The organism is Shinella sp. NM-101 (assembly GCF_021401195.1).
In the GTDB taxonomy this organism is placed as follows: domain Bacteria; phylum Pseudomonadota; class Alphaproteobacteria; order Rhizobiales; family Rhizobiaceae; genus Shinella.
In genome coordinates, this window is record NZ_JACBFT010000005.1 from 272,972 (window position 1) to 286,118 (window position 13,147).

General features: G+C 63.4%; 11 protein-coding genes. 3 read left to right on the top strand and 8 right to left on the bottom strand.

Translation table 11 applies throughout. The features are described 5' to 3' along the window. Positions 1-64: 64 nt before the first annotated feature. From leuS to holA, 3 genes are read left to right on the top strand one after another with little or no spacing between them, the layout of a single operon-like run. Positions 65-2,695 (top strand): leucine--tRNA ligase, encoded by a 2,631-nt coding sequence (gene leuS, locus L0976_RS12660; RefSeq protein ID WP_234187635.1) that lies wholly within the window; start codon positions 65-67, stop codon positions 2,693-2,695. Next, complete coding sequence (gene lptE / locus L0976_RS12665; RefSeq protein ID WP_234187637.1) at positions 2,682-3,206, top strand: LPS assembly lipoprotein LptE; 525 nt, start codon at positions 2,682-2,684, stop codon at positions 3,204-3,206. The genes leuS and lptE overlap by 14 nt, the downstream gene beginning before the upstream one ends. Before the next feature lie 7 nt (positions 3,207-3,213). After that, positions 3,214-4,248 (top strand): DNA polymerase III subunit delta, encoded by a 1,035-nt coding sequence (gene holA, locus L0976_RS12670; RefSeq protein WP_234187639.1) that lies wholly within the window; start codon positions 3,214-3,216, stop codon positions 4,246-4,248. Positions 4,249-4,263: 15 nt separating this feature from the next. Here holA and L0976_RS12675 read toward each other — a convergent pair whose 3' ends face one another. From L0976_RS12675 to hemE, 8 genes are all read right to left on the bottom strand, one after another. After that, entirely contained in the window at positions 4,264-5,154 is an 891-nt protein-coding gene (locus L0976_RS12675) for a ParB/RepB/Spo0J family partition protein (RefSeq protein ID WP_234187641.1), read from the bottom strand. 23 nt (positions 5,155-5,177) lie between these two features. Beyond that, entirely contained in the window at positions 5,178-5,972 is a 795-nt protein-coding gene (locus L0976_RS12680) for a ParA family protein (protein WP_234187643.1), read from the bottom strand. A gap of 12 nt (positions 5,973-5,984) precedes the next feature. After that, entirely contained in the window at positions 5,985-6,617 is a 633-nt protein-coding gene (gene rsmG / locus L0976_RS12685; protein ID WP_234187645.1) for a 16S rRNA (guanine(527)-N(7))-methyltransferase RsmG, read from the bottom strand. Further along, positions 6,614-8,494 carry a tRNA uridine-5-carboxymethylaminomethyl(34) synthesis enzyme MnmG gene (gene mnmG, locus L0976_RS12690; protein ID WP_234187647.1) on the bottom strand — a complete coding sequence of 627 codons (1,881 nt, stop codon included), beginning with the start codon at positions 8,492-8,494 and terminating at the stop codon, positions 6,614-6,616. Before mnmG ends, rsmG begins: the two co-directional genes overlap by 4 nt. 75 nt (positions 8,495-8,569) lie before the next feature. After that, positions 8,570-9,898: a tRNA uridine-5-carboxymethylaminomethyl(34) synthesis GTPase MnmE gene (gene mnmE / locus L0976_RS12695; RefSeq protein ID WP_234187649.1), complete on the bottom strand. Its 1,329-nt coding sequence runs from the start codon at positions 9,896-9,898 to the stop codon at positions 8,570-8,572. Positions 9,899-10,022: 124 nt separating this feature from the next. After that, positions 10,023-11,288 carry a transcription termination factor Rho gene (gene rho, locus L0976_RS12700; RefSeq protein WP_203316936.1) on the bottom strand — a complete coding sequence of 422 codons (1,266 nt, stop codon included), beginning with the start codon at positions 11,286-11,288 and terminating at the stop codon, positions 10,023-10,025. A 186-nt stretch (positions 11,289-11,474) separates the two neighbouring features. Then, entirely contained in the window at positions 11,475-12,014 is a 540-nt protein-coding gene (gene hemJ, locus L0976_RS12705) for a protoporphyrinogen oxidase HemJ (protein WP_234187650.1), read from the bottom strand. Continuing rightward, positions 12,011-13,045 (bottom strand): uroporphyrinogen decarboxylase, encoded by a 1,035-nt coding sequence (gene hemE / locus L0976_RS12710; protein ID WP_234187652.1) that lies wholly within the window; start codon positions 13,043-13,045, stop codon positions 12,011-12,013. Before hemE ends, hemJ begins: the two co-directional genes overlap by 4 nt. Positions 13,046-13,147: the final 102 nt, after the last annotated feature.

Here is a 13,147-nt window from a genome sequence, read left to right on the forward strand (position 1 = left end):
ACCATATTCGCATGGGCGGACCGCCCGCCAAACCTCCAAAAGACTTTCCGGAAACATCAAAGACATGGCCACAGAACGCTACAATCCGCGCGATGCCGAGCCCCGCTGGCAGGCAAGATGGAACGACGAGAACGTCTTCCTGACGAATAACGACGACCCGCGCGAGAAGTACTACGTCCTCGAGATGTTCCCCTATCCCTCGGGCCGCATCCATATGGGCCATGTGCGCAACTACGCCATGGGCGACGTGGTCGCCCGCTACAAGCGCGCCCGCGGCTACAACGTGCTGCACCCGATGGGCTGGGACGCCTTCGGCATGCCCGCCGAGAACGCCGCCATGCAGAACAAGGTCCACCCGAAGGGCTGGACCTACGACAATATCGCGACGATGCGCAAGCAGCTCAAGTCCATGGGCCTGTCGCTCGACTGGTCGCGCGAATTCGCCACCTGCGACGTTGAATACTATCATCGCCAGCAGCACCTCTTCCTCGATTTCCTGGAAAAGGGCCTCGTCTACCGCAAGCAGTCCAAGGTGAACTGGGATCCGGTGGACCACACGGTTCTCGCCAACGAGCAGGTCATCGACGGCCGCGGCTGGCGCTCGGGCGCGCTCGTCGAGCAGCGCGAGCTGACGCAGTGGTTCTTCCGCATCACCGATTTCAGCCAGGACCTGCTCGATTCGCTGGAAACGCTCGACCAGTGGCCGGAAAAGGTCCGGCTGATGCAGAAGAACTGGATCGGCCGTTCGGAAGGCATGCTGGTGCGCTGGGAAGTCGCCGACGCCGCCGGCCTGACGACCGAGAAGGACGTCACCGTCTATACGACCCGCCCCGACACGCTGTTCGGCGCCTCGTTCCTGGCGATCTCCGCCGATCATCCGCTGGCGAAGGAAGTCTCGGCGAAGAACCCCGAGATCATGGCCTTCTGCGAGGAATGCCGCCGCGCCGGCACATCGCTTGCCGCGCTCGAAACCGCCGAGAAGAAGGGCATGGATACGGGCATCCGCGTCCGCCATCCCCTCGATCCCGCCTGGGAGCTGCCGGTCTATATCGCGAACTTCGTGCTGATGGACTACGGCACCGGCGCCATCTTCGGCTGCCCCTCCGGCGACCAGCGCGACCTCGATTTCGCCCGCAAATACGACCTGCCGGTCGTGCCCGTCGTCATGCCGAAGGACGGCGACGCCGCCACTTTCGCGATTGCCGACGAAGCCTATATCGGCGACGGCGTGATGATCAATTCGCGCTTCCTCGACGGCCTCGGCACGGAGGAAGCCTTCGAGGAGGTCGCACGGCGCCTCACCGCCGCAACGCTCGGCACTGCGCCGGTCGGCGAGCGCAAGGTGAATTTCCGCCTGCGCGACTGGGGCATTTCGCGCCAGCGCTACTGGGGCTGCCCGATCCCGGTCATTCATTGCGACGACTGCGGCGTGGTCCCGGTTCCCAAGGCCGACCTGCCGGTGAAGCTGCCCGACGACGTCACTTTCGACAAGCCGGGCAACCCGCTCGACCGCCATCCGACCTGGCGCCACGTCGCCTGCCCGCATTGCGGCAAGGACGCCCGCCGCGAGACGGACACGATGGACACCTTCGTCGATTCCTCGTGGTATTTCGCCCGCTTCACCGCGCCGTGGGAAGACAATCCGACGGACCCCGCCGCCGCCAATGCCTGGCTGCCGGTCGACCAGTATATCGGCGGCATCGAGCATGCGATCCTGCATCTCCTCTATTCCCGCTTCTTCACCCGCGCCATGCAGGTGGCCGGCCATCTCGACCTGAAGGAACCCTTCAAGGGCCTCTTCACACAGGGCATGGTCGTGCACGAGACCTATAGCCGCGCCGTCGACGGCAAGCGCGAATGGGTAATGCCGGCGGAAATCCGCATCGAGGAAGTCGACGGCAAACGCCGCGCGACCCATCTCGAATCCGGCGAAGAAATCGCCATCGGCTCGATCGAGAAGATGTCGAAGTCGAAGAAGAACGTCGTTGACCCGGACGATATCATCGCCTCCTACGGCGCCGATACCGCCCGCTTCTTCGTCCTCTCCGACTCCCCGCCGGACCGTGACGTCATCTGGTCGGAAGCCGGCGTCGAGGGCGCCCACCGCTTCGTCCAGCGCGTCTGGCGCCTCATCGCCGAAGCCGCTCCCGCCCTCAAGGCAGCCGAAGCCCGCCCGGGCACGGAAGGCGAAGCACTCGCCGTCTCGCAGGCCGCGCACAGGACGCTGAAGGCCGTGCAGGGCGACTATGACAAGCTCGCCTTCAACAAGGCCGTCGCGCGCATCTACGAATTCGTCAATGCGCTCGCCGCCCCGCTCACGACGGCCGCCGCCGGCAAGGCGTCGCCCGACCTTGCCGCCGCGCTGCGCGAGGCCGTCGGCATCCTGATCCGCATCGTCGCCCCGATGACGCCCCACCTTTCGGAAGAATGCTGGCGCGAGATCGGCGGCGAGGGACTCGTCGCAGACACCGCCTGGCCGGCCTATGACGACCGGCTGGTGGCGGAAAACGAGGTCACGCTGCCGGTGCAGATCAACGGCAAGAAGCGCGCGGATTTGACAATCGCCCGCGACGCAGACCAGAGTGCGGTCGAAGAGGCCGTGCTCGCACTCGAGGCGGTCCAGGCCGCGCTCGGCGGCCAGCGTCCCAAGAAGATCATCGTCGTACCGCAGAGGATCGTGAATGTTGTTGTCTGACGGAACCGGCCTCTCGCGGCTCGCCAAGGCGCTTGCCGGCGTTGCCCTTGTCGGCGTGCTGGCCGGCTGCCAGGTGCGCCCGCTCTATTCCACCGACGCCGGCACCGAGGCCAAGCTGGCCTCCGTCTCCATTTCGGAGGCGGACGACCGGGTGGAGCAGCAGGTCCGCAACGACCTGGTCTTTCTCTTCACCGGCGGCGGCGGCGAAGCGCAGTCCGCGGCCTATCATCTGGAGATGGACGTGAACGTGCGGACCATCGGCGTCCTCACCGACGTCGTGAAGGACAGGGCACGCGCCGGCCGCGTCACCGTCTCGGCGGACTACAATCTGACGAAGGCCGACACCGGCGAGACATTGGCATCCGGCAAGCGCTCCGCCGTCGCCATGGTCGATTTTCCGACGCAGGAATTCGCAAAGCTGCGAGCCATCCGGGATGCGGAGAACCGCGGCGCCCGCGAGCTTGCAGAACTGATCCGGGCGGACGTCGCAGCAGCCCTCGCCCGGCGCTGAACCGGCCATGGCAGAGGTCAAGTCGCACGAGTTCGATGCTTTCGTGAAACGCAAGCCCTTGCCCGTGCGGCTCTTCCTCGTCTACGGACCGGACCGCGGCCTCGTTTCCGAAAGGGCGGCCGCGCTCGCGGCGGCGAGCGGCGTCGATCTCGATGATCCCTTTTCCGTCGTCAGGCTGGATGCCGGCGAAGTCGGCAGCCAGCCGGGCCGCCTGGTGGACGAGATGAACGCCATAGGCCTTTTCGGCGGTGATCGCCTCGTCTGGATCCGCAACGCCGGCAGCGAGAAGGGCATCGCAGACGGGCTCGACATCCTCGCCGCCATGCCGGCCGGCACATCCACCCTCATCATCGAAGCGGGCGACCTCAAGAAGGGCGCCGCCCTTCGCAAGGCTGCCGAATCCGCTTCCCAGGCCGTCGCCATCGCCTGCTACGCGGACGACGGCCGCGCCCTGCAGGCCCTGATCGATCAAGAGCTCTCGGCCGAGGGCCTGCGCATCTCCCCCGCCGCTCGCCAGCGCCTCATCGACACGATCGGCGGCGACCGGCTCGCCTCGCGCAACGAGCTGCGCAAGCTTGCCCTTTACTGCCGCGGCAAGGAAGTGGTGGAAGAGGAGGATGTGGAAGAGATCGTCGGCGATGCCAGCGCGATTTCCACCGACGATGCCATCGATGCCATCCTCAAGGGCGACCGTGAAGGCTTCCTGCATGCGATCCAGAAGATCGTGTCGTCCAAGACGCCGGTGTTTCTGGTCCTGCAGGGTTGCCTGCGCCAGTTCCAGCTTCTGGAACTGATGCGCGCCGAAATGGATGAAAAGCGCGCACCCGCCGCGCAGGCCATCGCGACGCTCGGACGCCACCTGCACTTTCGCCGCAAGCCGATCGTCGAGAATGCGCTGAAGACCTGGACCGCACCTGCGATCCGCCGGGAAGCCCAGCGATTGCAAGCGGCCATCCTGCAAAGTCGGCAGCGACCAGCGCTGGAAGACACGATCGCCATGCACACGATGCTCGCTACCGTATTACAGTCCGCGCGGCGCTGAATCCGGCTAAATAGTCTACCGCCGCTCAAGAAGCCTGCAGATTTCCTCGAGTTGTTCGAGCGTCTTGTAGGCGATGCGAAGATGGCCGCCGTTGCCCTTATGGTTGACGGTTACGTCGAGGCCGAGCACGTCCGACAGCGTGCGCTCCAGCGCCAATGTGTCGGCGTCCTTTTCATCCTTGCGCGGCACTTGGCCATGGCTCGGGTCGCCCTGCGCCTTGATGTCGTGCTGCGCGATACGCTCGGCATCGCGAACGGACATGCCTTTGGCGACGATCGTCTTCGCCAACGCGACCGGATCGGAGGTCGGTATGAGCGCACGTGCATGACCGGCGGAAAGCGAGCCGGAAGCAAGCATTTCGCGCACCGGCTCGGGCAGCTTCAACAGCCGGAGGCTGTTGGCCACATGGCTGCGGCTCTTGCCGATGATTTCGCCGAGGTCGTTCTGCGTGTAGCCGTGATCCGCGATCAGCAGCTCGTAGCCCATCGCCTCTTCGAGCGGATTGAGATCCGAGCGCTGGACGTTTTCCACGATCGCGATTTCCAGCGCCGTGCGGTCGTCCACGTCGCGGATGATCACCGGAATCTCGATCAGCCCGGCAAGTTGCGCCGCGCGCCAGCGGCGTTCACCGGCAATGATCTCATAGCGGCTGTCGGCCGTGCTGCGCACGACGACCGGCTGGACGATGCCGTGCTGGCGGATCGATGACGCCAGGTCCTGTAATTCGGACTCGTCGAAATAGCGCCGGGGATTTCGCGGGTTGCGGCCGACGAATTCGATCGGAACCAGCCGGTCCGGATTGACCGTCGGGCGTTCGCCGAGATCGGCGGCCGGAAGCTGGTCCATTTCACCGATCAGGGCGGCAAGGCCGCGGCCAAGGCGCCGCTTGGAGTTGTCTTCATTCATCGGTTCTACTCACGGATACGGGGTCAGGCAGCCTTCCGCTGCCTTTCGCGCTGGATCACCTCGGAAGCGAGCTGAAGATAGGCCTGGCTTCCGGCACATTTGAGATCGTAGAGGATCGCCGGCTTGCCGTAGGAAGGGGCTTCGGAAACGCGCACGTTGCGCGGAATGAGCGTGTGATAGACCTTCTCACCGAGATGGGTCCGCACGTCGTTGACGACCTGCTGTGCCAGATTGTTGCGCGAATCGAACATGGTGAGCACGATGCCCTGGATGTCGAGCCGCGGATTGACGGTGCGGCGCACCTGGTCGACGGTCTCCAGCAACTGGCTGAGACCCTCCAGCGCGAAGAACTCGCATTGCAGCGGGACGAGCACCGAGTGCGCGGCAGCAAGCGCATTCATCGTCAGGAGGTTGAACGACGGCGGGCAATCGACCAGCACGTAAGAGTAAGCCAGCGCATCCGCCGCCGCAAGCGCGCGCTTCAGCCGGAAGACCCGGTCGTTCTGCTGGGCGATCTCCATCTCGATACCCAGCAGGTCCATGGTCGAGGGAATGATCGCCAGGTTCGGCACGGCCGTTTCCAGAACCGTGTCGGCAACGCTGTGGCTACCGATCAGGAGGTCATAGGACGACAGTTCCCGGCTGCGCCGGTCGATGCCAAGTCCGGTGCTGGCATTTCCCTGTGGGTCGAGGTCGACGATCAGCACGCGCTCGCCAATAGCGGCAAGCGCAGTTGCCAGATTGATCGCGGTCGTCGTCTTGCCGACGCCGCCCTTCTGGTTCGCAATGGTGATGATCCGGTTCTTCTCGCCTATCATGGACGCCGCCAATCAATGAGGTTTTCGCGAAAGATTCGCAATTTCGAGCACGACGGAGTCCGGCTCGACGATGCTGGCATGTTTTACCAGATCGAATCTCCATCGACCAAGCGCTTTATCGAGCTCGCGCTGGTAATCCCGGCCTTTGTGCAAAAAGAATCGGAGATCCGGGTTACGCTTGGCCCATGGCAGGCCGAATTCCATCAGCAGATCGATATCCGCCAGCGCACGGGCGGAAATGGCGTCGCATCGCTCGATCTCCTCGGGCGCGTCTTCGATTCGGATCGCGTGAACGGAGGCGCGCGCGCCGGTTTCGAGGATGGCAGTACGCAGGAACGCGGCCTTCTTGTTGTTGCTTTCGACCAGATGAACCCAGCCATCGCCCAGGCCCGCAAGGAGAATCCCCGTCACGATCCCCGGAAACCCGCCGCCGCTGCCGAGATCGACCCAGATGCGCGGGCCGGGATGAAGTGCATGAACCTGTGCACTGTCCACGACATGCCGGCGCCACACTTCGGGAAGCGTGGAAGGCGCAACGAGATTGATCGCTTTCGCCCACTTCCGGAAAAGCGCAACAAAGGTATTCAGCCGGTCCACGGTTTCACGTGAAACATTCAGGCCTAACGCGCTGGGCAATTCATTCATGCTATGGCAGTCCGTTGGTTTTCTTCTATCGAAAGGCGCTTGAGGTAGGCAAGCAGCAACGTCAGGGCCGCCGGTGTTATACCATCGACACGGGCGGCTTGTGCGAGATTGGCTGGCCGCGCGGCCGTCAGTTTCTGGCGGAGCTCGATCGACAGGCCGGGAAGCATGGTGAAGTCGAAATCCGGCGGGATTCGCCGCGCCTCTTCCCGCCGCACCTCGGCAATATCCGCCTCCTGCCGATCGAGATAGACCGCATAACCGGCTTCGATCTCCAAAGCCGCCCGTACACGCGACGAAAATGCGCCGAGTTCGTCGGGCCACACTGCCGCGAGCCTGTCATAGTCGATATCGGGATGTGCGAGAAGATCGTAGGCGCTTCGTCGCACGCCGTCCTGGTTGAGGCGCAGACCGTGCACGGCGGCCTCGTTGGGCGAAAGCTTCAAGTGCCGCAAGCGCTCACGGGCGACCGCCATCTCCTCGGACCATTGTCCGAAACGCTTCCGGCGGTCTACGCCTACAATTCCCAGCTCGATGCCGAGGGGCGTCAACCGGACATCGGCATTGTCGGCGCGCAGGGAAAGCCGGTACTCGGCACGGGAGGTGAACATGCGATAGGGCTCCGTCACCCCGCGCGACGTCAAGTCGTCGATCATCACGCCGATATAGCTGTCGGTCCGGCTGAAGACATGCCCTTGCACCCCCGCCGCAAAGCGGGCGGCATTCAAGCCGGCAACGAGGCCCTGCGCTGCAGCCTCCTCGTAGCCCGTCGTGCCATTGATCTGCCCGGCAAGGAAAAGCCCGGGCTGGCGCCGGACTTCCAGCGTCGCCGTCAGCTCGCGCGGATCGACATGATCGTATTCGATCGCATAGCCCGGCTGAAGGATCGAGACACGCTCAAGCCCCGGGATGGTCCGGATGAAAGCCTTCTGCACATCCGCCGGAAGCGACGTCGATATTCCGTTCGGATAGACGGTGGGATCGTCCAGCCCTTCCGGTTCAAGAAAGATCTGGTGCCCATCCCGCTCACCGAACTTGACGATCTTGTCCTCGATCGATGGGCAGTAGCGTGGGCCAACGCCGCCGATCTGGCCGGAATACATCGCCGACTTGCCGATATTCTCCTCAATGATTCGATGCGTGGCCGGGGTCGTCCGTGTCACGCCGCACTCGATCTGCGGCACGGTAATCCGATCCGTCATGAAGGAAAACGGGACGGGGTCCTCATCCGCCGCCTGGCGGCCAACGGCGCTCCAGTCGATTGTTCGACCGTCGAGCCTGGCGGGCGTTCCGGTCTTCAGGCGCCCGAGCGCCAGTCCCAGCCGCTCGAACGTCGCCGAAAGACCAAGGGAAGGCTGCTCGCCCACCCGGCCCGCGGGAATCTTTTCGTTGCCGATATGAATAAGGCCGCGCAAAAATGTCCCGGTCGTGATGACGATCGAACGACAGGAGAGCCGGCGCCCATCCTTCGTAACAATAGCGGAAATCTCACCGCCCTGCCGCTCCAGATCGGATGCATCCCCCTCGATTACATCCAGATTGCCGATGGCGGCAATCTCCGCCTGCATCGCCTCGCGGTAGAGCCTGCGATCCGCCTGCGTGCGGGGTCCGCGTACAGCTGGGCCCTTTCGACGGTTAAGCAGGCGAAACTGGATGCCGGCACGGTCGGCGACACGACCCATAAGGCCGTCAAGGGCGTCGACTTCCCGCACGAGGTGCCCCTTGCCGAGGCCGCCGATGGCGGGATTGCATGACATCACGCCGATCGTTGCCGCCTTGTGAGTCAACAACGCCGTCCTGGCGCCGGACCGCGCGGCGGCGGCGGCGGCCTCGACGCCTGCGTGGCCGCCGCCAACGATTACGACATCATAGCTGTTCATACCTGTCATACGTACCTACCTGTTTCACGTGAAACGCATCAAACGACTCGCAGGCGTTGTGTTGTTTCACGTGAATCATTTGCCTATACAGAATTCGGAAAAGATGACGTCGAGAAGATTCTCGACATCGACGCGTCCGGTCACCCGACCGAGCGCAACGCCCGCCAGGCGCAAATTCTCCGCCTGGATATCCAGGCCCGCGGCCCCGGACGCGATTGCCCTGGCAATATGCTCTTTTGCTTCCACAAGATTGGCGACATGGCGCCGGCGTGTGGGTAGAGCCAATGCGTTTCCTGGCGCAAGATCCGGGAGATGGCCGCCAACAGCCGCCAGAAGGTTCGCTATACCGACGCCCGACTTTACGGAAACTATAGCATCGGCACTTCCAGCAGGCCAGAAGCGATTCGGCTTGTCGGCCTTCGTGCCAACTCGGAGGAGTGGGCCGCTATAAGAGCCCGCCAAAGCGTTCCAGTCTGTGTCAGGGTCATCGGACAGCAGCAAGACGAGATGCGCCTCGGCCATGGAAAGCCAAGTCCGGCGAATACCCTCCTGCTCGACGATATCCTCCGTTTCGCGAAGGCCCGCCGTGTCGTAAAGGCGAACCGCAAAGCCGGAAATATCGAGATCGACGTGCAAAACGTCGCGGGTCGTGCCGGGAATGTCGGTGACTATGGCGATATCCCGCTTCGCCAGGTAGTTCAAAAGGCTTGATTTCCCGGCATTGGCCGGCCCCGCGATGACGACCTTCAGGCCGTCACGCGCAATCTCGCCGACGCGCGCATCGGCAAGATGGTTAAGAATGTCCTGCTGCAAGGCGTGCATGTCATCCCAGATCTGCGATGCTACGGAACCGGGAACGTCGTCTTCGTCGGCAAAATCCAGTTCAGCCTCGATCATCGCCCGCGCATGGGTCAACCGTTTCGCCCACGAATCGTAAAGCCGTGACAACCCGCCCGACGCCTGCTCCGCAGCGAGCCGGCGCTGGATCTCCGTCTCGGCAGCTATGATATCGGCCAGACCTTCGACTTCCACCAGGTCCATTCGGCCGTTCAGAAAGGCGCGACGGGAGAATTCACCCGCCTCGGCGGCACGCATGCCCTCGAACTCAGCCAGCGCAGCCAGCACCGCCTTCACCGTCGCCCGGCCACCATGAATCTGCAACTCGGCGCTGTCTTCACCGGTGAAGGAATGCGGCCCAGGGAAGAACAGAACGATGCCCTCATCCAGAACATCGCCGTTACGGCCTCGAATCGATCTTAGAGCCGCGTGTCGTGGAGCAGGCACCGTTCCGCACATTCGAGCGATCACCTCGCGGCTTTGCACACCGCTGAGGCGAATGACCGCCACGCCGGACGGAAGTCCGCCGCTGGAAAGTGCAAAGATGGTATCGGCAGCACTGCTCATCGCAAATATTCCGGTGTCGAATCGATCCGACTCGTTTCGGAAAAGAATCGAATCTTCGCCATGAAACGAAAAAGGTCCCGCCTCGCAGCGGGACCACATCTGTTTTCAAGCCTGCCCTCTGAGGTCAGGTGTTCATCGAATCGAAGAAGTCGCCGTTGGTCTTGGTTTGCTTCAACTTGTCGATGAGGAACTCGATCGCATCGGTCGTGCCCATCGGGGCGAGGATACGACGCAGGACGAAGATCTTCTGGAGGTCCTGGCGCGGCACGAGGAGGTCCTCCTTGCGCGTGCCGGACTTGAGGATGTCCATGGCCGGGAAGATGCGCTTGTCGGCAACCTTGCGGTCAAGCACGATTTCCGAGTTGCCGGTGCCCTTGAACTCTTCGAAGATCACTTCGTCCATGCGGCTGCCGGTGTCGATGAGGGCCGTCGCGATGATCGTCAGCGAGCCGCCTTCCTCGATGTTGCGCGCCGCGCCGAAGAAGCGCTTCGGGCGCTGCAGGGCGTTGGCATCGACGCCGCCCGTCAGGACCTTGCCGGAGGAGGGGACGACGGTGTTGTAGGCGCGGCCGAGACGCGTGATCGAATCGAGCAGGATGACGACGTCGCGGCCGTGCTCGACGAGGCGCTTGGCCTTCTCGATGACCATTTCGGCAACCTGGACGTGGCGCGTCGCCGGTTCGTCGAAGGTGGAGGAGACGACCTCGCCCTTCACCGACCGCTGCATGTCCGTCACTTCCTCCGGACGCTCGTCGATCAGCAGGACGATGAGGTAACATTCCGGATGGTTGGCGGTGATCGAATGGGCGATGTTCTGGAGCAGAACCGTCTTACCCGTGCGCGGCGGCGCGACGATCAGGCCGCGCTGGCCCTTGCCGAGCGGCGCCACCAGATCGATGACGCGCGGGGAAAGATCCTTCGAGGTCGGGATCTCCAGCTCCATCTTGAAGCGCTCGTTGGGATAGAGCGGCGTCAGGTTGTCGAAGTGGACCTTGTGGCGGATCTTTTCCGGATCGTCGAAATTGATCGTGTTGACCTTGAGGAGGGCGAAATAGCGTTCGCCTTCCTTGGGGCCGCGGATCGGGCCTTCGACGGTGTCGCCGGTCTTCAGCGAGAAGCGGCGGATCTGCGAGGGTGAGATGTAGATGTCATCGGGACCCGGCAGGTAGTTGGCATTGGCCGAACGCAGGAAGCCGAAGCCGTCCTGCAGGACTTCCACGACGCCTTCGCCGATGATTTCCACATCCTGCTCGGCCAGCATCTTGAGGATGGCAAACATGAGCTCCTGCTTGCGCATCGTGCTCGCGTTCTCGACCTCGAGCGATTCGGCAAAGGCGAGGAGGTCGGTCGGAGTCTTGTTCTTGAGGTCTTGTAGCTTCATTTCGGCCATGAATGGTCCATGCTGCGGGTCATCGGGATGGGAAAAGGCGTGCGGGTCAGGGACGAACTGCGCGGGTTCTGGTGCAGCTCACTGAACGAATACACATGCCACGATAGATGAGATGCGCGGAAAATAGCGGTTCCGGTGCCGCCCCGCAAGGGGGCCTTTGAATTTCGTCCGATTTGTCGCGGCCACTCAGAACGGCTTGACCACGACCATGACGACGATGAGGACCAGCAGCAGCGCCGGCGCCTCGTTCCAGATGCGCCATTGCCGCCCGGTTTTCGCGTTGCGATCCTCGGCAAAGGCCTTCACGGCGCGGCCGTAATACTGGTGCACGCCGGACAAAAGAACGACGAAGGCGAGCTTGGCATGCAGCCAGCCGCCCTGGAAACCGTAGACCGACCAGGCGAGGTAGAGACCGAGCAGCCAGGAAAGGCCCATGGCCGGCTGCATGATGGTGCCGTAGAGCCGCTGCTCCATCACCTTGAAGGTCTCGGACTGGGCGGACCCGACGGGCGCATCCGTGTGGTAGACGAAGAGCCGCGGCAGGTAGAGCAGGCCTGCCATCCAGGACATCACGGCGATGATGTGCAGCGCCTTGATCCAGAGGTAGAGATCACCGGGCGGATAGAGGACGAGGACAAGCGCGAGCAGGGCGAAGGCGGCAAGGGCGACCCCGGCCCGCAGGCGCGCGCGGCGTCCGGCGCTTTCCCCCGTCTGCTTCTCGCTCACCGCTTTTCTCCGCGCACCCGCGCCACCAGCCGCGTCACGTTTTCGGGGTCCGCCTGCGGCGTGATGCCGTGGCCGAGGTTGAAGATCAGCGGTCCGTTGCCGAGCGCCTGCAGGATGGCGTCGATACCCTCGTCGAGCGCAGCACCGCCCGCGACCACGCGCATCGGATCGAGATTGCCCTGCACGGGACCATCCTTCTGCAGCTCGGCCGCGAAGGAGAGCGGCACCGACCAGTCGAGGCCGATGGCGTCCGCGCGCGTTTCCTGCCGGTAGGATCTGAGGAGCAGGCCAGCACCCTTCGCAAAGGCGATGACCTTTGCCTGCGGCCTGCGGGCCTTAACCGAATCGACGATGCGCCGCACCGGTCGCACGGCATATTCCGCAAATTCCTTCTCGCCGAGCACGCCGGCCCAGGAATCGAAGATCTGCACCGCATCCGCACCGGCATCGATCTGCGAGACGAGGTAGTCGGCCGAAAGATCGGCAAGCACGTCGAGCATATGCGCGAAGGCCTTCGGCTCCTTGTAGGCGAAGAGGCGGGCCGGCGCCTGGTCCGGGGTGCCGTGGCCGGCGATCATGTAGGTCGCAACCGTCCAGGGCGCGCCGCAGAAGCCGAGCAGGGCCGTTTCTTCCGGCAGGGCCTTGCGGATGCGTCCGACCGCCTCGATGACCGGCCGAAGGTGATCCTGGACGCCGTCCGGCTTCAGGGCGAGGATGCCATCGACGTCGATCGGCTCGAGGCGCGGCCCGTGGCCTTCCTCGAAGCGCACGTTCCGCTTCAGCGCATCGGGGATGACGAGGATGTCAGAAAAGAGGATCGCCGCGTCGAACGCATAACGGCGGATGGGTTGGAGCGTGACTTCCGTCGCCAGCTCCGGCGAGTAACAGAGATCAAGGAAACTTCCGGCCTCCGCCCGCGTTGCCCTGTATTCCGGCAGGTATCGCCCCGCCTGACGCATCAGCCAGAGGGGAGGGGGAGACACCGTGTTCCCGTTCAGGACATCGACGATCTTGCGGCTTTTCGCAGACAATGCGGGGTTCTCCCAATCAAGAAATAATCTCTTTTAAGAAGGTTTCTATTTCTTAGAGTCGGTGAGTATCAAGGATTAAATCCTCTCCACAAAATCCCCGGT